General features: G+C 64.0%; 20 protein-coding genes and 1 tRNA gene. 9 read left to right on the forward strand and 12 right to left on the reverse strand.

What is annotated here, in order from left to right; genetic code table 11:
* Window positions 1-244: 244 nt before the first annotated feature.
* The 5 genes from MYL53_RS06320 to MYL53_RS06340 all read left to right on the forward strand — a co-directional run bounded on the left by MYL53_RS06320 (window position 245) and on the right by MYL53_RS06340 (window position 7,033).
* Window positions 245-1,381 (forward strand): efflux RND transporter periplasmic adaptor subunit, encoded by a 1,137-nt coding sequence (locus MYL53_RS06320; RefSeq protein ID WP_247852783.1) that lies wholly within the window; start codon window positions 245-247, stop codon window positions 1,379-1,381.
* The gene (locus MYL53_RS06325; RefSeq protein ID WP_247852784.1) at window positions 1,381-4,494 is read left to right on the forward strand and encodes an efflux RND transporter permease subunit; all 3,114 of its coding nucleotides are present in this window, start codon (window positions 1,381-1,383) and stop codon (window positions 4,492-4,494) included. The genes MYL53_RS06320 and MYL53_RS06325 overlap by 1 nt, the downstream gene beginning before the upstream one ends.
* A 124-nt stretch (window positions 4,495-4,618) precedes the next feature.
* On the forward strand, window positions 4,619-5,017 hold the full coding sequence (locus MYL53_RS06330; RefSeq protein WP_247852785.1) for a SpoIIAA family protein: 399 nt from the start codon (window positions 4,619-4,621) through the stop codon (window positions 5,015-5,017).
* Between the two features lie 534 nt (window positions 5,018-5,551).
* Window positions 5,552-6,205 carry a c-type cytochrome gene (locus MYL53_RS06335; protein ID WP_247852786.1) on the forward strand — a complete coding sequence of 218 codons (654 nt, stop codon included), beginning with the start codon at window positions 5,552-5,554 and terminating at the stop codon, window positions 6,203-6,205.
* A gap of 75 nt (window positions 6,206-6,280) precedes the next feature.
* Entirely contained in the window at window positions 6,281-7,033 is a 753-nt protein-coding gene (locus tag MYL53_RS06340; protein ID WP_247852787.1) for a hypothetical protein, read from the forward strand.
* 206 nt (window positions 7,034-7,239) lie between these two features.
* Here the strand turns inward: MYL53_RS06340 and MYL53_RS06345 are convergent, their stop codons facing one another.
* Complete coding sequence (locus MYL53_RS06345; protein ID WP_247852788.1) at window positions 7,240-8,148, reverse strand: LysR family transcriptional regulator; 909 nt, start codon at window positions 8,146-8,148, stop codon at window positions 7,240-7,242.
* A 149-nt stretch (window positions 8,149-8,297) separates the two neighbouring features.
* On the opposite strand from MYL53_RS06345, the gene MYL53_RS06350 reads away from it, so the two are divergent.
* Window positions 8,298-9,314 carry a zinc-binding alcohol dehydrogenase family protein gene (locus MYL53_RS06350; protein ID WP_247852789.1) on the forward strand — a complete coding sequence of 339 codons (1,017 nt, stop codon included), beginning with the start codon at window positions 8,298-8,300 and terminating at the stop codon, window positions 9,312-9,314.
* A 159-nt stretch (window positions 9,315-9,473) separates the two neighbouring features.
* Window positions 9,474-9,797 carry a thioredoxin gene (gene trxA, locus MYL53_RS06355; RefSeq protein ID WP_247852790.1) on the forward strand — a complete coding sequence of 108 codons (324 nt, stop codon included), beginning with the start codon at window positions 9,474-9,476 and terminating at the stop codon, window positions 9,795-9,797.
* A 119-nt stretch (window positions 9,798-9,916) separates the two neighbouring features.
* Here trxA and MYL53_RS06360 read toward each other — a convergent pair whose 3' ends face one another.
* Window positions 9,917-11,707, reverse strand: coding sequence for a diguanylate cyclase (locus MYL53_RS06360; RefSeq protein ID WP_247852791.1), 1,791 nt, complete (start codon window positions 11,705-11,707; stop codon window positions 9,917-9,919).
* 233 nt (window positions 11,708-11,940) lie between these two features.
* On the opposite strand from MYL53_RS06360, the gene MYL53_RS06365 reads away from it, so the two are divergent.
* Window positions 11,941-12,180, forward strand: a complete 240-nt coding sequence (locus MYL53_RS06365) for a hypothetical protein (protein WP_247852792.1) — start codon at window positions 11,941-11,943, stop codon at window positions 12,178-12,180.
* 470 nt (window positions 12,181-12,650) lie between these two features.
* Here MYL53_RS06365 and MYL53_RS06370 read toward each other — a convergent pair whose 3' ends face one another.
* The 6 genes from MYL53_RS06370 to MYL53_RS06395 all read right to left on the reverse strand — a co-directional run bounded on the left by MYL53_RS06370 (window position 12,651) and on the right by MYL53_RS06395 (window position 16,590).
* The gene (locus tag MYL53_RS06370; protein ID WP_247852793.1) at window positions 12,651-13,910 is read right to left on the reverse strand and encodes a hypothetical protein; all 1,260 of its coding nucleotides are present in this window, start codon (window positions 13,908-13,910) and stop codon (window positions 12,651-12,653) included.
* 2 nt (window positions 13,911-13,912) lie between these two features.
* The gene (locus tag MYL53_RS06375; protein WP_247852794.1) at window positions 13,913-15,016 is read right to left on the reverse strand and encodes a nucleoid-associated protein; all 1,104 of its coding nucleotides are present in this window, start codon (window positions 15,014-15,016) and stop codon (window positions 13,913-13,915) included.
* A 52-nt stretch (window positions 15,017-15,068) separates the two neighbouring features.
* Window positions 15,069-15,437, reverse strand: a complete 369-nt coding sequence (locus tag MYL53_RS06380; RefSeq protein WP_247852795.1) for a S24/S26 family peptidase — start codon at window positions 15,435-15,437, stop codon at window positions 15,069-15,071.
* A gap of 9 nt (window positions 15,438-15,446) precedes the next feature.
* Window positions 15,447-15,782, reverse strand: a complete 336-nt coding sequence (locus tag MYL53_RS06385; protein WP_247852796.1) for a hypothetical protein — start codon at window positions 15,780-15,782, stop codon at window positions 15,447-15,449.
* A gap of 15 nt (window positions 15,783-15,797) precedes the next feature.
* Window positions 15,798-16,145 carry a hypothetical protein gene (locus MYL53_RS06390; protein WP_247852797.1) on the reverse strand — a complete coding sequence of 116 codons (348 nt, stop codon included), beginning with the start codon at window positions 16,143-16,145 and terminating at the stop codon, window positions 15,798-15,800.
* Between the two features lie 64 nt (window positions 16,146-16,209).
* Entirely contained in the window at window positions 16,210-16,590 is a 381-nt protein-coding gene (locus MYL53_RS06395; RefSeq protein WP_282103422.1) for a S24 family peptidase, read from the reverse strand.
* Between MYL53_RS06395 and MYL53_RS06400 the strand changes: the two genes are divergently transcribed.
* Complete coding sequence (locus MYL53_RS06400) at window positions 16,482-16,733, forward strand: hypothetical protein (protein WP_247852799.1); 252 nt, start codon at window positions 16,482-16,484, stop codon at window positions 16,731-16,733. The genes MYL53_RS06395 and MYL53_RS06400 overlap by 109 nt on opposite strands.
* Window positions 16,734-16,863: 130 nt before the next feature.
* On the opposite strand, the gene MYL53_RS06405 is transcribed toward MYL53_RS06400, so the two are convergent.
* The 4 genes from MYL53_RS06405 to queF form a co-directional block, all read right to left on the reverse strand.
* Window positions 16,864-16,951 (reverse strand) — tRNA-Ser (locus MYL53_RS06405).
* Between the two features lie 122 nt (window positions 16,952-17,073).
* Entirely contained in the window at window positions 17,074-17,577 is a 504-nt protein-coding gene (locus tag MYL53_RS06410; RefSeq protein ID WP_247852800.1) for a YiiD C-terminal domain-containing protein, read from the reverse strand.
* Between the two features lie 2 nt (window positions 17,578-17,579).
* The gene (locus tag MYL53_RS06415) at window positions 17,580-18,140 is read right to left on the reverse strand and encodes a nitroreductase family protein (protein ID WP_247852801.1); all 561 of its coding nucleotides are present in this window, start codon (window positions 18,138-18,140) and stop codon (window positions 17,580-17,582) included.
* Window positions 18,141-18,234: 94 nt separating this feature from the next.
* Complete coding sequence (queF, locus tag MYL53_RS06420) at window positions 18,235-19,071, reverse strand: NADPH-dependent 7-cyano-7-deazaguanine reductase QueF (RefSeq protein ID WP_247852802.1); 837 nt, start codon at window positions 19,069-19,071, stop codon at window positions 18,235-18,237.
* Window position 19,072: the final 1 nt, after the last annotated feature.

Consider the following 19,072-nt stretch of genomic DNA (forward strand, 5'->3'; position numbering starts at 1 on the left):
TCAAAAGGGCGACATGGTACCAGAGGGCGACGCCACGAGCCCGCGACGTGTCGCCTCGCGCAACGCCCCGTTGCCGGCCGGAGAACGAGTTGCGAAAACATTGTGCAAGGCACGCCGCGTTGACATCCTGACGCTCGGCTTGAGGCATGCTGTCGCCATCCGTCGACAGGGCTTCGCCCCTGATATCGACGCCCACTCGACACTCACGTTAGCGGGGCCGCCGCCCTCTTTGCGGACACTGATCATGATCCACGCTCTTCTCTCGCGCCGCGCCCGGCGACCCGGTCTGGCCACACTGACCCTGCTGCTCGGCGCGCTCTCGCCGGCGCTGCCACCCCTGACACCGTCTGCCCTGGCTCAGCCCGCCGGCCTGCCGCCGACGCCGGTGATCGGCGCCGAGGCCACCCGACAGGCCTGGTCCGACCCGCTGGAGTCGCTCGGCACCCTGGCCGCCAACGAGAGCGTGACGCTCTCGGCCACGGTCACCGATACCGTCACGGCAATCAACTTCGAGGGCGGCGAGACGGTCAGCCGCGGCGACGTGCTGGTCGAGCTGTCCGACGCCGAGGAACGGGCGTCGCTGCGCGAGGCTCAGGCGCTGCGCATCGAGCGCCAGAACGCGGTCAATCGCCTGGCCCAGCTGCAGGAACGCAACCTGGCGCCCCGCGCCGACATCGAGGACAGCCGCGCCCAGCTGCAGCAGGTGGACGCCACCATCGAGGGGCTGCGCGCGCGGCTCGACGACTATCACGTCACCGCGCCCTTCGACGGCGTGGTCGGCGTGCGCGACATCAGCGTGGGGGCGCTGGTCACCCCTGGCGACGAGCTCGCCACCCTCGACGACGTCTCGCGCATGAAGCTCGACTTCGAGGTGCCCGAGGTGCAGCTCGGCTCGCTGGCCGAGGGTCTCGCCCTGAGCGCCACCACCGCCGCCTATCCCGAGCGCGTGTTCGAGGGCGAGATCGCCACCATCGATTCCCGAGTCGACCCGGTCAGCCGCAGCATCGGCGTGCGCGCCATCCTCGACAACGACGAGCGCCTGCTGCGCCCCGGCATGCTGATGCGCGTCACCCTCGACCGCCGCCCGCGCCAGACGCTGGTGATCCCGGAGTCCGCGGTGGTCGCCGAGGGGCGTCGCCAGTCGGTGTGGGTGATCACCTCTCGCGAGGAAGGCAGCGTGGAGCGCCGCGAGATCACCGTGGGGGCTCGCCGCCGCGGCGAGGTGGAGGTCACCGAGGGCCTGGACCCTGGCAACCTGGTGGTCAGCCACGGCGCCGACCGCCTGCACGACGCCTCGACGGTCGAGCTGATCGGCATCGCCGACGACGCCACCAGCGTCAGCGACATTCTTCGCGCGACCCGCGACGGAGATGACGCCTGATGCGCCTGTCCGACGTCTCCGTCCAGCGCCCGGTGCTGGCCATCGTCATGGCCGCGCTGATCGTCGCCTTCGGCCTGCTGGCCCTGACCCGCCTGCCGTTGCAGGAATATCCCACCATTGATCCGCCGATCGTCAGCATCCGCACCTCCTATCCGGGCGCCAACGCCGAGGTGGTCGAGACCCGAATCACCCAGGTGCTGGAGGAACGCATCGCCGGCATCGCCGGGATCGAGGTGATCTCCTCCACCAGCAGCGACGGCAACTCCAACATCACCATCGAGTTCGGACTGGACACCGACATCGACGCCGCCGCCAACGACGTGCGAGATCGCATCTCCGGCGCCGCCGACAACCTGCCCGAGGAGGCCGACCCGCCCGAGGTGCGCAAGGAAGACACCAGCTCCGAGATGGTGATGTGGCTGATGCTCTCCGGCGAGGGCTACACCACCGCCGAGCTGACCGACTACGCCGAGCGCTACCTGGTCGACGGCTTCTCGGTACAGGAAGGCGTCTCCGGCGTGTACGTCGGCGGCGGCCGCGAGTACGCCATGCGCGTGTGGCTCGACAACGACGCCCTCGCCGCCCGCGGACTGGCGGTCAGCGACGTCGAGGACGCCCTGCGCGAGGAGAACGTCGAGCTGCCGGGCGGCGCCGTGGAATCCGCCGACCGTCAGTTCATCGTGCGCCTGCCACGCAGCTTCGCCACCCCTGAGGACTTCCGCGAGCTGGTGCTCGACCGCGGCGACGGCGGCTATCTGGTGCGCCTGGCCGACGTGGCCCGGGTCGAGCTCGGCACCGTCGAGGAACGCTCGCTGTTCCGCGGCAACGGCCAGACGGTGGTCGGCCTGGGCATGATCAAGCAGTCCACCGCCAACGTCATGGCGCTCTCCGACGCGGTGCGCGCCGAGGCCGAGCGGATCGGGCCGCGGCTGCCCGAGGGCATGAGCCTGGCGGTCAACTACGACGCCTCCACCTTCGTCTCCGGCGCCATCCGCGAGGTGGTCAGCACGCTGCTGATCGCCATCGGCCTGGTGGTGGTGGTGATCTTCGTGTTCCTCGGCAACCTGCGCACCACCCTGGTGCCGGCGGTCACGGTGCCAGTGACGCTGATCGGCACCTTCGCCGCCCTGGCGGCCATGGGCTTCACCATCAACCTGCTGACCCTGCTGGCGCTGGTGCTGGCCATCGGCCTGGTGGTGGACGACGCCATCGTGATGCTCGAAAACATCCACCGGCGCATGCATCTCTACGGCGAGTCGCCGCTGGTGGCCGCCTACCGCGGCGCGCGCCAGCTGGCCTTCGCGGTGATCGCCACCAGCCTGGTGCTGATCGCCGTGTTCGTGCCGCTGAGCTTCATCCAGGGCGACGTCGGCAAGCTGTTCACCGAGTTCGCCCTGACGCTCTCGGCGGCGGTGGCCATCTCCACCCTGCTGGCCCTGACGCTGAGTCCGATGATGGCCTCCAAGATCCTCTCGCCGAGCCTGCACGAGGGACGCCTGGCCCACTGGGTCGACGGCGGCCTGCACTGGGCCCAAGGGCTCTACCGGCGCTGTCTGGAGGCGGTGCTGCGGCTGCGCTGGCTGGTGGTGGCAGGCTTCGCGGGGCTGGTCGCGGCGATCGCCTGGCTCTACCCCCAGCTGCCGGCGGAATACACCCCGCAGGAGGACCGCGGCACCTTCTTCGTGCTGATCAACGGCCCGCCCGGCGCCACCTTCTCCTACATGGAAGACTACATGGACGAGGTGGAGGCCCGGCTGCTGCCGCTGCGCGAGGGCGGCGAGGTCGAGGACGTGATGATCATGTCGCCCCGCGGCCGCGGGCGTACCGAGAACTTCAACTCCGGCTTCGCCATCGTCGGCCTCGCCGACTGGGACGAGCGCGGCCCGGCCGGGCCGGTGCTCAACCAGGTGCGCCGAGAGCTGGCCGAGCTGCCCGGCATCCGCGCCTTCCCGATCATGCCCCAGGGCTTCGGCGGCGGCAGCGAGCAGGGCCTGCAGTTCGTGCTCGGCGGCGGCAGCTACGAGCAGCTGGTAGCCTGGCGCGATGCGCTGATGGACCACATCCGCCAGGACAATCCGGGGCTTCTGAACCTCGAGAGCGACTACGAGGAGAACCAGCCTCAGCTCAGCGTGAACATCGACTACAACCGCGCGGCGGACCTCGGCGTCACCGTCAGCGAGATCGGCCGCACCCTGGAGACACTGCTCGGCGGGCGCACCGTCACCCGCTTCACCGACGAGGGCGAGGAGTACGACGTCATTCTCGAGAGCGAGCGCGGCGCGACGCCCACCCCCGGGGCCCTGGAAAGCCTGCGGGTGCGCTCGGCGCGCACCGGCGAACTGATTCCGCTGTCGAGCCTGGTCGAGATCGAGAGCTTCGCCGGGCCCAGCGAGCTCAACCGCTACAATCGCCTGCGGGCGATCACCGTCCAGGCGGACCTGGCCGACGGCTACTCCATGGGCGAGGCGCTGGCCTATCTGGAGAACGCCGTGGACGAGGTACTGCCACCGGGCGTGCAGACTGACGTCAAGGGCGCCGCCCGGGACTATCGAGAATCCAGCGGCGCCACCACCTTCCTGCTGGTGCTCGGCACCCTGGTGGTGTTCCTGGTGCTGGCCGCCCAGTTCGAGAGCTTCATCCACCCGCTGGTGATCATGCTCACCGTGCCGCTGGCGATCGGCGGCGCCCTGCTCGGCCTGTGGCTGACCGGGCAGTCGCTGAACATCTACAGCCAGGTGGGGCTGGTGATGCTGGTCGGCCTGGCGGCCAAGAACGGCATCCTGATCGTGGAATTCGCCAACCAGCTGCGCGATGAGGGCACGGCCTTCCGCGAGGCGCTGATGCACGCCGCCATGACCCGGCTGCGGCCGATCGTGATGACCTCGGCCACCACCATCGCCGGCTCGGTGCCGCTGATTCTCTCCAGCGGCGCCGGCGCCGAGACGCGCCTGGTGATCGGCACCGTGATCTTCACCGGCGTGACCGCGGCGACCTTCTTCACCCTGTTCGTGGTGCCGGTGGCCTACGACCTGCTGGCCCGGCGCACCGGATCGCCCGGCGACGTCGCCCGCCAGCTGGAACGCGAGCTGGACGACCAGCCGGCTCGCCACTGAGGCGACACCGGCAGGCAGGAGCCCGGCGCCGGGCTCCTGCTTCCCTCCGGGCGTGAGCGGCGTTCCACGGACGAGCGGCTATGCTGCAAGGCAGGCACGATCATCCATGCGAGGAGCCCCGCACATGCTCGAACTTTTGCCCTCGGGCGCCGCCCATGTGGTGGCGATGAAGGTCAGCGGCCGCGTCACCGCCCCGGATCTGCAGGTCGCCATCGATGCCATCGAGGCGACCAAGAAGACCCAGCCCCTCGTCAGCCTCTACACCGAGATCGACGAGATGCGCTGGATGACCTTCACCGCCTTCCTGCGCGATCTCGGCTATGGCCTGACCCAGATCGGCGATCTCAACCGCTACTATCGCGCCGCGGTGCTCAGCGACAGGCACTGGGTGCGCCACCTGACGCGGCTGGAGAACCATCTGTTCAAGTCGATGGAAATCCGCACCTTCACCGTCCGCCACAAGCCGGACGCCCTGGAATGGGTCAGCCACTTGCCCGGACCGCCTGCCAGACACACGGCCTGACCTCCTCGTTGGGCTCGGGAAGCCAGGAAAACCATCAGCGATACACCATAAAAAGCGCCCCCACGAGGGGGGCCAAGCAGGGAAAGTAATCGTTCGGGGCCGTGGAGAGCCCACAGGAGGATCGGGACCGGCCGGTGCGAGCGCACCAACCCTGGCATGTTCCGGAGCCTCCCTGCCCCGGCCTGCCCGGTTTGACTCGAACCGGGCATCACGCCATGAGCTCATCATGGCCCGTGGGCCCTGCCGTGACCGCACGGTATCGACGCCACGGCGCGTAAGAGATAGCGGACACCGAGGCGACGCTCGGCGAACCGCCGGGTCAGCCACAGCGACATCGCGCGGACGCAGCCTCTTTCCTCCCCTCTCAGATATCCCGGCTCGACATCCATCGAGCACCAGCGGTTGATGAGGCGCCGGCGGTCGACGACACTGCCCCGACACGTTGCCCGCCATCGCATCGCGGCGGCCGTGTGAGGATCGCCCGCCTTCCTCATTTTCGGCGCCATCATTTCCAGCACCAGCCCGGGAGCACGCATGAACCTCTGGCACGGACTCTCCATCGGCGGCGTGGCGGTCGCCCTCGGCGCCGGCACCTTCATCTACAGCGGCCTCTACAACGTCTCGGCGCAGGAGGAGCACCTGCCTGTCGTCGAATGGGCGTTGCACACCACCATGCGCCAGTCCGTGGACGCACGCGCCGAATCCATCGAGACGCCCGATCTGACGGACACGGCGAAGATCCGCCAGGGCGCCAGCGCCTACGAGTCGCTGTGCGCGGCCTGTCACCTGACGCCGGGCATGGACGACACCGTGCTGCGCCAGGGCCTCAACCCCATGCCGCCCAACCTGACCGAGCCCGGTGACGTCCCCCCCGAAGAACAGTTCTGGATCATCGACAACGGCATCAAGATGACCGGCATGCCCAGCTGGGGCGCCACCCATGAAGACCAGGAGCTCTGGGAGCTGGTCGCCTTCCTGCAGGAGATGCCATCGCTCTCCGAACGGCAGTACGAGGCGCTGTTACAGGATGACGGGCAAGGCACGGCAACTGCCTCGAGCGGCACGCCCCGGGCCGACGACGGTCACGATCACGAGCATGGCGACATGAGTGCCATGAGCGACGCCCACGATGAAAGCGAGCCCGAATCGGCGCCGGCCGACGACGGCCACGCGCACCACGACCATTGAGACGGTTCCCCGGACAGCACCGGGGCTTTTGCTTTAGGCTGGAGATCGATTCGCGACGAAACGACAGGGAACGTCATGTTCGAATGGATCTCGCAGCATCAGGGCGTGCTCAACGTCATCATCAGCCTGGGCACGCTGTTTCTCTCGCTGGTCTATGCGCAGCTGCTCTACTGGGGCTTTCGCCGCCAGCGACGACCGCGGCTGCTGATCAACCGCGGCAAGAAGCGCGACATCGAGGCGCTGTGCATCATCAGCAACATGAGCGCCGAATCGATCTTCCTCGAGTACATCGTCGCCGACCTCGAGACCTCGCAGGGCACGCTCACGGTCGACGTGACGGACCGCGAGCAGCAGTACAGCGAAGGCGACGAAGCGCGCGGCGATGGCAAGCATCACGACGATGACCGGGATCACGACGACGATGATCGCGACCATCGCCGCGGCAAGAGCGGTCACCGTCACGACACCCGCCAGGGCCCGCTGGATTCCGGCGACTTCCTGCACATCGGCACCTTCTCCGGGCTGATCGCGAGCATCGCCGAGCTGGAAGGCATCGAGATGGCCGGCCATCAGCCGGCGGGCGATCTGCAGTTCCACAGCCTGACGATCCGGCTGATCGGCATCTACGGGCCGGAGGACATGCCGGTCGGCGCCGAGCGCACCTTCCGACTGAGCTTCCACGCCGATCAGTGCACCCTGCTGCCCGCCAGCTGGGACACCAAGCGCCTCTCTTCCTGGGGCCAGCGGCGCCGGCTCAGGCGCATGATCCAGCGGCTCAGCGCCCAGCGCACGGATCGGCTCGTCGGCCTGGCGGATCACGACGGCTGACGCGCCACCGGCCAATCCTCTTCCCCGCCTATTCCCGCTCGGCCCCGGACTCCGGAAAAATGCCGAACTCGCCCACCGTCTCCGCCAGCTTGCGGTGCAGTGCCATCAGCCCGCCTGATCCGACGCCTCCCGGCGCAGGAGCCCGGCTCCTTCGGCATCACCGGCATCTGCAGTCCGGTGTGCGACAGCGCCTGCATGAGCTGACATCACCGCGGCCAGGGCAGCGGTTCCAGCGTCGCGAAGGTCTCGACCAGGTGATCGGCGAGCGCCTTGACCCGGCGCGGCTGCGTCCGGGCCGGCGGGAACAGCAGCTGCACCGGGGCCGGTTGAGCCGCATGGCCCTGCAGCAGCTCGATCAACCGGCCGCGACGGATATCCTCCGCCACGTCCAGCTCCGACTTGAGCACGACCCCCAGGCCTTCCAGCCCCCATTGGCGGACCATCGCCCCGTCGTTGGCGACGCGATTACCGCTGACCGTCACGATCTGGGGCCCCGCCGGCGTCTCGAAGCGCCACTCGTTATCGAGGTTCTGTCCGAAACGCATCATCAGGCAGTTGTGCGAGCGGAGATCGGCGGGCTCGTGCGGCACGCCGTGGGCCTCGAGATAGGCCGGTGACGCACACACCAGCCGCCGGGCGTCACCCAGCGAGCGCACCCTCAGGGTGCTGTCCATGATCGCGCCGAAACGCAGGGCCAGATCGATGCCCTCTCCCACGATGTCGACGTAGCCATCCGACAGCAGCAGTTCGACCCGGATGCCGGGATGCGTGGCCTGAAACTCGGTCAGGGCATGGGAGATCAGATGGCGCCCCCTGTCGCTCGGCGCGCTCAGGCGGATCGTCCCGGTCAGGGTTTCGGCACCGTGACGAATGCGGGTATCCAGATCGCCCACGCCGTTCAACAGCTCCCGGGCGCCCTCGACCAGGGTGCGCCCCTCCTCGGTCAGGCTGATGGCGCGCGTGGTGCGGTTAAGCAACACCACTCCGTAGTGCGTCTCCAGCGCGGCCAGTCGTTCCGAGACCGTCGTCGGCGACAGACCGACCTCCCGCCCGGCCGCCGTCAGGCTGCCCTTCTCCACGATGGTCAGGAACAGCGCGATGTTATCAAGCAGCATTTTTCGGATTCACCGGAATATGTTTGCGATCACAGGCCGTTTTTCCGCCTGCAGGACATGCCTAGGATACGTCACGACATATCACGCCGCGGCGACCAGCGTGCTCGGTCCGCCCGGCATCGCCCAAGACAGGAACGGAGAGCGACCCCATGAAAGCCATTGGCTACTACGAGACCGGCGCCATCGACCGCGATGACGCCCTGGTCGATATCGAATGCGAGACGCCGACCGCCTCCGGCCATGACCTGCTGGTCAAGGTAGCGGCCGTTTCCGTCAATCCGATCGACTACAAGATCCGCCAGAGCCGCGCCCCGAACGAGGGCCAGGCCGCCGTGCTCGGCTGGGATGCCGTCGGCGAGGTCGTCGCGGTGGGCGAGCATGCCTCTCGCTTTTCCCCGGGCGACAGGGTCTGGTATGCCGGTGATATCAGCCGGGCCGGCGCCAACAGCGAATTTCACCTGGTCGATGAGCGCATCGTCGGGCATGCCCCCAGATCCGTGTCGGCCGCACAGGCCGCGGCGCTGCCGCTGACCACCCTGACCGCCTTCGAGATGCTGTTCGATCGCCTGCGCATCAGCGAGCCGGTCCCCGGCGCGGCGCCGGCGGTACTCATCATCGGCGGCGCCGGTGGCGTGGGTTCGATCGCCATCCAGCTGCTGCGGGCCCTGACCGACATGACCGTGATTGCCACGGCGTCTCGCCCGGAAACACAGGCATGGGTCAGTCATCTGGGCGCCCACCATGTCATCGACCATCGCCAGCCGCTGCCGCCTCAGATCGAGGCGCTGGGCATCGGCCAGCCCGGCTTCGTGTTCTCGACCACCCATTCCGGGCAATACACCGACCAAGTGGTGGACCTGATCGCGCCCCAGGGTCGCTTCGGCCTGATCGATGATCCCGAGACGCTGAACGTGCTGCCGTTCAAGAGCAAGGCCGTCTCCATCCACTGGGAGCTGATGTTCACTCGTGCGCTCTTCACCACTGCCGACATCGATCGTCAGGGCAGGATCCTCGACAAGGTGGCGGCGATGCTGGACAGCGCCATGATCCAGTCCACCGCCACGGACACTTTCGGCACGATCAATGCGGCGAACCTCAAGCGCGCACATGCGCTGCTGGAGAGCGGCAAGGCCAAGGGCAAGATCGTGCTCGAAGGCTTCGCGTAAGCGCTCGATGAGATTCCCCCGCCGCGTTCGCGGAGTTACATAACCATGAAAAAATAATCTTGCTAACAAAAATCCCGCTGAAGTAAGGTGGCCACACGTCAGCATCTTCGCGATGCCTCCACTTCATCCAGCATCCGCCGAGATGCCAAGGAGAGACTCATGACCACCCTGACAGCCGTCAACGACAGCAATTACGCCCGGGAAGTGATCGACAGCCGCGAGCCGGTGCTGGTCAAGTTCTGGGCACCGTGGTGCGGACCCTGCAAGATGCTCGACCCGGTCGTCGAGTCCATCGCCGAGGAGCGGGACTCTGCCCTCAAGGTCGTCACCATCAACGTCGACGAGGCGCCCGACCTGGCCGCCAGGAATGGCGTGCGAGGCCTGCCGACCGTCGCCCTCTTCAAGGGCGGGGAAAAGGCCGAAGCCCTCACCGGCGTACAGCCCAAGGAAAGCTTCGATGCCCTGATCGCGCGCCACGCCTGAGGCGAGCGCGGCGGGACGCCAACGCGACAGCGGGGCCCATGCGGGCCCCGCTTTTTTCTGCCTTGTGCCTTCCCGCCGCTTTCTTCTCCCTGGCTCCATCCCCACTTATCCCCGCTTCGTCACGGCGACGTCGAGCGCTTCTGCTCATGACGCTTGTGGGCATACATCGCCGCGTCGGCGCGCTGCATCAGCGCATCGAGATCCAGCGTGCGCGACTCGTCGAAGCCGATCCCGATGCTGACGCCCACCCGGATCGCCGTATCATCCGAGAGCCGGATCGGCTGGCGAATCGCGCTTTCCAGACGTTGCTTCAGCGCCTCGGCCTCCTCCAGCCCGCTCAGGTCTTCGCACAGCACCAGGAACTCGTCGCCGCCGATGCGGGCGCAGTGGTCGTGCTGGCGTATCTGGTGGCGCAGCCGCCCGGCGATGACCTGGATGACGCTGTCGCCCGTGGCGTGGCCGAAGCGGTCGTTGATCGGCTTGAAGTCGTCGAGATCCAGCATCAGCACTGCCAGGGGACTGCCGCTCGTCTCGCTTCGCCGCCAGGCCGCCGCCGCGCGATCGGCCAGGCCGGTGCGGTTCAACAGCCCGGTCAGGGTGTCCTGGCGGGCCATCACCTCGAGCGCCGCGGTGCGCTCGGCGACACGTTTCTCGAGAATCGCTTCCTGGGTCTTCAGCGACGCCACCAGCTGCGCCTGAGCCTTCTCCTTCTGGCGCTTGAGCGTATTGAAGCGCGCCGCCAGGGCGAAGGACAGCAGCAGCATCTCCAGCGCCGACCCCGCCTGGATGCCGTACAGCGTGAAGACGTTCGAGGGAATGATGCCCAGGTTGCGCAGGGCGAAGATCGACGCCCCCACCAGCAGGAAGGCCCAGGCCAGCACGAACAGCCTGGCGCCCGGCACGCGGCGGTAAGCGCAGGTGATGGCGCAGGCCAGCAACGACAGGCAGGTCACCAGCCCGACCATATCCATCAGCTGCAGAGCGCCGCGACGCGGCAGCAGGCCAGCGCCGAACATGCCCGCCAGGCACGCCACCAGCAGCCAGCGCAGGGACCGGTGCCAGCGCGGCGCATAGCAGCGAGTATTCAGAAACTGTCGGGCGAAGAGCGTGCCCAACGCCGCCGAAAGCGTGAAACCAAGGGTGACGAGGCGCGCGGTCGCCTCGCCCAGCCCGCCCCACAGCAGCAGCGGCCCGAGGCCGTTGGCGGTAATGACCGCCACGCAGAAGCTGCCGACGAACAGCGCATAGAGCAGGAACACGCGCTCCTGCAGCCCGACGAACAGCAGCAGGTTATAGGCGCCCAGCGCCACCAGCAGGCCGACGTAGGCGGAGAGCCAGAACATCTCCCGGTCGTTGGCGATCTGGAAGGCCTCGCGGCTCAGCAGCTCGACGCCGAGCGCCATGCTGCCCGCGCTTTCCACCCGGGCCAGCAGCGTGGCGCTCTCGCCAGCCTCGAGGTTCAGCGGAAAGGCCGGAAGACGATGTGCCATCGCCCGCCGCTCGGGCGGCACCACCAGCCCGCTTCGCCACTCCTCGATGATCGCGCCATCCTGCACCCGATAGAGCGAGACGTGTTCCAGCAGCGGATAGACGAAGCGCAGCACGGCCTCGCTCGCACCGTGCGCCCCGCCCGAGACCCTCAAGCGCAGCCAGACCGGATGGCCGGTGTAGCCGATGCTCAGGTCAGTCCTGGTCTCGACCGGCCGGAAGGCATCCTCCCGGCCGACCAGCTCCTTTGCCGTCAGCTGCCCTCCCGGATCGGCCAGCATGGCGACGCTCTGGATGGTCGGCGGTGGCCCCGACGATGCCATGGCGCCGGTGGCGAGCGAGAACAGCAGCACCATGGCTGCCAGCAACGGGCGCAGGCCGCACGGCAGCGGGATGTTCGGGCAGGAAGAGCGCAGGATCATGCAGCATGAGCCTCGGAGGCGCCGGCAGGCCGGATAGTGAAAGGCTACTCATGGAGGGGCCGAACAGGCAAACCGGGGGCTCAACGGCAAGGTGAGCAAGGACGTTTTTCGCCATGCGACACACGCCAGATCAATGTTTTGGAAGGAGCCCGTTTGCGCACAGTGTTCTTTCAGTGACAGGCGCTTCGGGGTGGTCAAGACTCAGGCGAATGCTCTTGAAGGAGAGTTCCCCCATGCAGCTTCTCGTCGTCAGCTACACCCCGGGCAGCTACCTGCTGCATTGCCTGGAAGCCGAGGAAATCCCTAGCGTCGGCAGCATGATCGAAGCCGAGCGCGTTAGGGGCCGAGTGCTCAGCGCCGAGCTTTTCACCAATGTTCAGGGCTGTGAAGGCGCGGTGATCGTCGATGACCTCACCGTCAGCCAAGCGGCCGAACTCTGGCCTGCCGCGGGTTCCGTGCGGGGGGCGGAATAAGGCCGGCCGGTCAGTCGTGACAGCTGTTCTCCCCTATCGAAGCTCCGCTGACTTCTGAAACGGTGCCGAGCCCCCGCGAGCTCATCGCCGGCAGCGACGACAAGCCCAAGCGCCGCCCTACCGACGACACAAAGGACGACGCCCTCGCCGCCGCCCAGAGCGAATGGCAGCGCCTCCAGCGAGGTGGCGCCTCGTTCACCCTCGACCTCGCCGAAATGCCGCCCCGAGCTCTACCCCGAGACCCCTGTCACCCTCAGCGACCGCGCGCTGACCAGCTCGGTGGAGATGGAGGTAAGGAGCGGCTAGGCCAAGCGCCTCATTCACGCTCGACTTCGTTGAAAGCTGACCGAGCTCTACTACGAATATCCGGTCATGCGGAGTGGCTGAATAGAGAGAACGGTGCCATGTCATAGTTAGTAGCGGGTGCTGAACACTCCCCCATTTCCAAGAAGAAACTTCAAGGAGAAAACTCAACCAAAGCTAAGCATATTGAAAAATGAATTTTTAAAAACACTCCACATACTCAGAGCGTCAAATCCACCATCCAAGCTCACTTTATCCGCCTCTGGCAGAAAGGAGTTAAATATCACATGTGCAGCAACAAGACCAACCACAACCAATAAAACCAGAGATACAAAAATTAGCTTTTGCATGCAAATCCGATGCAACAAAGAAACAAAAACACTGTCAAACATTCGCTCAATGGTCGGATATTCTGCGGAAATCTTTTCTCTCTGACGAACAACTTCTGACTTGATAGCATTAATTGAGCACCACTGGTTAAAAATCAGCGCAAGAACAATTAATGAAAACATCCAGCATCCAAAAAGCACGCCTTGATTTATAAGCATCTGGCTATCACTTTTGTCTGCATCTTTCATTTGGGTAGCAACTATCACGGTTGCCACTGGTATGCTGAGAACCTGATTCTGAATGCTTGAGAATATGTCATGAATTCTTTTAGTAAAGTCGAGCTTGGCATCTTGAACCTTCCCCTTAACAAGCTCATAGGAAAAGCCGGAACAAAAAATCCTATAGCCTTCTCTTGCATTATCCTCGATGTCAGAAAATCGACTTAGCATTTTAGAGAACCTATCTTCCTTAGGCACGCCAGATACCAAAGAAATGATAGCCGAGGACATTATTTCTTTCTTCTGATCCTCATGAACATCACCTTCGAAAAAAGAAGAAATAAACCCTATATCAAAATTCAAACCCTCTAAATCATGGGAAGTATAAACGATAGGTATGGAAACCTTTCCAGAATCAACAAACACCAACTCCTTATTTTCTTTATCAAAATAATCTGAGGCTTTCCCGAGTGACTGAATAAAGTCCAGCATCTTCCTATACTGCACTATCAAGTATGGCGGATTACTATCATTTTTCGAAAAGCCTTCCGAAACCAAAAAATAGTCGCTTGGCTCCTTAATAACTCCCGCCTTAAAAAGGGCATCAATATCCCAAGCCAATATCCCTAAACCTGGCCTGGGCTGCGACACCCTTAGCTCAACAGCGTCACCAATCTTAAGATTGTCAGGATCTCCCTTAGTTATGGTTATTCCAGAATCTTCGGAATTTTTCTCACTGAGCGCCAGTGACAAAAGTTCTACTTGCCCCTCCTCTTCAAGAGTCAATTCGTAGCGCTGTGGTTGCTCAGACTTACCTCTACTGCTTAAATCCAGCATTTTGTAAATCTCAACAAGATCATCAAAGCTAATCTGCCGCATGATCAGGACCTCGAAGTCTCTCGCCTTAGACTCTCGATCAAGTGAGGAGGAACATCAGAAAGCTTAATACTATTATCTTCTAACAGCTGAATATTCCCAGCAGCGATGGCCTCTCTATCAAAGCTGAGGATCCAGTGCTGTGACTTACCTCGGAATTTCACCAAGCCGAAGAGCCCTCTTTTGTTCGGAACAAAGCCATCGCTAATCGGAGTTTCACTCTCGGCCAAAGCGGTTTTAAGAGCCTCAGGTTCACGAGGCCACACAACATTAGAAAACTCCTCAAGGTGCAATTCTAGGCTTTCATCAGCCATCGCTCTACAGTATTCATCTACTTTCTTGAAAAAATCATCTCGCTGCTGATCCGATAGCGGCTCACCGTCGACTTTCACTGTTGACGCAAATTTCTCAACAACACTGGTCAACGACTGAGTGTCGTTCAAATTTGAAATAGAAGAGTCGCATGCCAGAAACCTTTTGAAATAATCCGCGACGTCCCCCGTACCTTTGAGAAAGCTTAAATAGCGATCTTCTTCATTTCTCCAAGCAGTGACATTTATTTGTCCCGCAAAGCGCAAACCCTTCAGATTTAGAAAGCCAACCTCTTCTAACTCATCGCCTCTATCTTCTTCCTCGTTGAGTGCAATGGCGTACTCATCATTTATAATAGCAACTAAGAGATAGTCTTTCTTTGCATGAGAAAATTGCGCGACAAACACGTGCCCACCGGTAGAAGCACTGGACCGCCTAGCTTCAGCAGCTAATGCATGCGCCATTTTCACGCTAAACGTTTTAAAGTCAAGCTCACGATCAACGAAGTACCTTTTTACATATACTTGAGAGCGATTCTCCTCGACCTTTCCATTAAAATAACCAAATGACTTCGAGGGCTTTGATGAATATATTTCATACAGCTGATCAACCAGCTTTTGTGCCAGCTTTGTTTTTGCTAGAGGCTTTGACCTAGGCTTAACCGTAACATTTTCACTTACGTGCTTATCTTTTCGGAGCTCGTGCGTAATAAGATGATGAAGATCTGTCTTGGCAAGATAATCCTCATCAGAATCACTCACATCCTGACCTTCGGCTTCCACAGTATTCAAACTCATAACACACCCTGCAATTCAATTATTTTGGTTAATCGAAATTCATCAAAAGAGGTCAATTTCCCTGAAGAAATATTGCGTCACTTCTAGCCCTGTGAATGACCACGCCCCGACACGCCGACTGCCGGGCGAAGAACGACTCTTTCGGCCCTGAGGTGCGCATCAGCCGGAAGCGCCCGCCGATCCGGTGGCTACGGCACAGGCGCAGACTGTCCTCACCCTGCACCACCACCAGATCGCCATGTTGGACCAGGCGCGCCTCGTCGATCACCAGCACGTCGCCCTCGATGATCTCGCCGTCCACGCCGGCGTCGTCGCCCACCTCCACGAGGTAGCAGCTCGGCGTTAGCCGCCGAGCGTCCAGGTCTTCGAGCACGGGATGGTCATGACCCGGCAGCACCGGGCCGAGGTAATGGAGTCGCATAGGCCAGGATCAGTCGAAGCTAAACTCGCTGCGGTTGTTACCGGCGGATACTTCCATCTGCACGCAGCTCTCCAGCAGGCTATAGCTGCCCGGGCCGCCTACGCTGGCCACGTCTTGGCAATGGCTCTGGATGTTCGACGGCAGGCCCGACCACTGGCCCTTGAGACCGTTATAGGCGGACTGCTCCATGTCGATGCAGCTGTTGTACAGCATGTTGCTGGAGTCGCCGCTAATGCTGGCCACCTGCCCACAGTGAGCCTCGACATCGAAGCGCGGAATGTCAGCTGCAAAAGCAGATCCAGCAAAGAAAGCCAGGCCAGCGCCCAGCAGTGCCATAGATTTCATCGCCCCACCTCCCTATCAGGCCGCTTCCACCATCGGCTCCGGCATCAGCGCCCCATAGTCGAATTCCGTATTCTCCGGCTCCGCACTGTTCAGGGCAGCACCGAACACAGCCAGGCCGATAAAGTAGACGATCGGCGATACCACCAGGGTGCAGATCAGTTGGGTGATACCGGTGCCGGTCCGGCCCCGCGTAATCACCACGATGGCGATGATGAAGGCCACCAGGTTCAGCGGCGCGCCCAGGAACAGTCCCAGGCCGGGGAACGGCACCAGGAAGCATACCCAGGCGATCAGCAGCAGAATCCACACTGCCTTGATCGGCGCTCCCTTGCCGTTGTTGGTTTCCGATTCCAAGTTGCTCATTCCCTTCTCCTTGCGTATCGCCCCTGCCGGGGCTGTTGTGGACTGGCGGTCTAGGCCGCCTTGGTCACGAGATCCGCCCGATGCGGACCTCGCAGCGCCCCAGGATCTCCACCTCCCGCATTTGCTCGGGCGGGATCATCTCGGGCCGATAGTGCTCGTTGTCGCTGATCAGCAGCCAGGCGCCGCTTGCGACGCGCTGCCCGCGCTTGATACGTCGCTCGCCGTGCACGAGCAGCAAGAACACCCCTTCCGTGTGCGGATCGCGGCTACTGCGATCCACCAGCACCCAGTCGCCGTCGGCCAGGGTGCCGTCCATCGAGTCGCTGCGGACCTTGCTTGGACCAGATCGAGGCCCTGGGCGGCGAGCTGCTCGGTGGGGAAGTACATGGTGGATTCGACTTCCTCCCGCTCGAGCGAACGGCCATCGCCGGCGGCGTGGATGCATTCGAGAAGAAAGCGCGCCTCAACCACCAACGTCCACTCACAACACTTAGGACGACACTACCTAAGAGAGATGCGGCTGTCATGCCTGAATTAGCGATCACCGACCAAGGTGAGTGTGGCTGCGGATTGTGCGAGGGTCTGTAAGGACAGTCGTCCAGAGGAATGCCGCTAGGGGCCGGGGAATCTGTGCACTGGGATGCGAGAAGGTGTAGCGCTTTGGGGAGGCACAAACGCAAGAAAGCCGCTGATCTCTCAGCGGCTTTCTTAGAATTCGTGGCGGAGGGGGAGGGATTCGAACCCTCGAAGCCTTTCGACTTACACACTTTCCAGGCGTGCTCCTTCGACCACTCGGACACCCCTCCGCATTTTGGCTCTCGAACCGTTTGACTTGCTGCCTTTGCCTCGAGAACGGGGCGTATATTATCCACTTAAGTCCGTGTACGCAAGTGGTTTTTTCGTTTTCTTGCTGATCGGGCCCGGTGGCTCAGCGTGCCGGGCGCACGGCGTAGTCGCCGCGGGCCTGGAGGCACAGGGTCTCGCCGCAGTACAGGCGCTGCACCAGGGCGATGCGCCCCCTGCCCCGCTCCGCCAGACGCTCCTCGAGGCGCGCCGGGCCGTGCTCGCTTTCCGGCGTGCAGACCAGCCGATAGTCACCGGTCACCGGCGCCAGGAAGCGCTGGCTGGCCTCGGCCACCACCACATCACGGTCAACACCATGTCGCCGCAGCCAGAGCGTGGCCCAGCACCAGCCGAGCAGCGTGGTCTGGGCGGTCAGGGCGCCGCCGAAGCCGGTGCCCTTGTCGTTGAGGCTCGGGGCGATGGCGAGCCGCCATTCCAGCGCATCGCCGTCGCGCCGCATGGCCTCGATGCCGAGATGCTCGACCATTGGGATGGCGTCGCACAGCCAGGTCAGGAAGGCCGCCGGATCGTCTTCCGCGCCCGCCGACGGCAGCGGCAGGCGCGGATGGGGCACGCCGAGCTCGCGCATGCTTAGCTCCAGCGCTCGACGAAGGCGTCGAGGTCGTGCTCGGGCACCGGGCGGTGGCGGCCGCCGACCTGCCCCAGATAAAGGAAGCCGACCAGCTCGTCCTGCTCGGCCAGGCCGAGCCCCTCGCGCACGGTGGCGTCGAAGGCGTACTTGCCGGTGCGCCACATGGCGCCCAGGCCCTGGGCGTGCGCGGCCAGCAGCAGGCCGTGGGCGGCGCAGCCGGCGGAGATCACCTGCTCGACCCGCGGCACCTTGGGCTCGTCCGGCACGACCCTGGCAACCACGGCGATGATCATCGGCGCGCGCTTGGGCTTCTTGCGCGCACCCTCGAGCACGGCCTCCGGGGCATCGGGATTCTCGACCCGCTCGGCCTCGGCGAACAGCTCGCCGAGGCGGTCGAGCCCGTCGCCGGAGAACTCGATGAAGCGCCAGGGCCGGAGCTCCTTGTGGTCCGGGGCGCGCAGTGCGGCCCGATACATCGCCTCGAGCTGTTCCGCGTTCGGGGCCGGGGCCATCAGCTTGCCCATGGAGCTGCGTTGTTGCAGCAGCGTCATCGCATCCATCGGTGTCTCCTTGCCGAGGTCAGACGAGAAAGGTTCTCGATACTCTATCAAGCCGCTCGATTGCTGTCGCGCCAGGCCTGGTGGCGGGAACGCCCTACTGTCTCGCCAGACGCAGCGGGGTCGGCGGCCGCTCGCCGGGGGTGCCGCGCCAGGGGCTGATGTCGAGGCCGCCGCGGCGCACGTAGCGCGCCAGCACGAGCAGCCGCTCGGGCCTGGCCCGCTCCATCAGGTCCATGAAGATGTGCTCGACGCAGTGCTCATGGAAATCCTGATGCTGGCGATAGCCGATCAGATAGCGCAGCAGGCCGTCGCGGTCGAGGCGCGGCCCGCGGTAGCGGATCATCACGCTGCCCCAGTCGGGCTGGCCGGTGACCGGGCAGTTGGACTTGAGCAGGTGGGAGTGCAGCGTTTCCTCGACGATCTCGTCGCCGGTGGTCAGGTGCTCGGCGCTGGGCGTGTAGTCCTCGACCTCGATGTCACGCTCGTCGATGCACTCCCCCGGCAGGCGGCGCGGGGCGAGCGCCTCGTCGTCGACGCCGAATAGCTCCACGGCCACCGGCGCACCGGCCGCGGAGGAGAGGTCGCGCTCCATGATCGCCCGGGCCTCGTCCTGCGAGGCCAGGCGGGTCTGGTTGAAGCTATTGAGGTAGAGCTTCCACGACTTGGACTCGATCAGCCGCGGCGACTCGGCCGGCAGCCGGAAGCGCGCCACGGCGACGATCGGCTTGCCGCGGGCGTTGAGCCAGGAGACCTCGAAGGCGTGCCATTCGTCCTCGCCGACGAACGGCAGCGCGCCCTCCTCGATGCCCAGCGGCGCGCGGTTGGCGGCGCGGGCAATCGGGTACAGCAGCCCGGCGTCGTAGTGCTCCGGATAGGCGGACTCGCGGCCCAGCGGGGCCTCTGCGAGCGTCTCGGGTCGTTCGTGTGCCATG

This window comes from Halomonas getboli (assembly GCF_023094245.1).
Taxonomy (GTDB): Bacteria; Pseudomonadota; Gammaproteobacteria; order Pseudomonadales; family Halomonadaceae; genus Halomonas; species Halomonas getboli.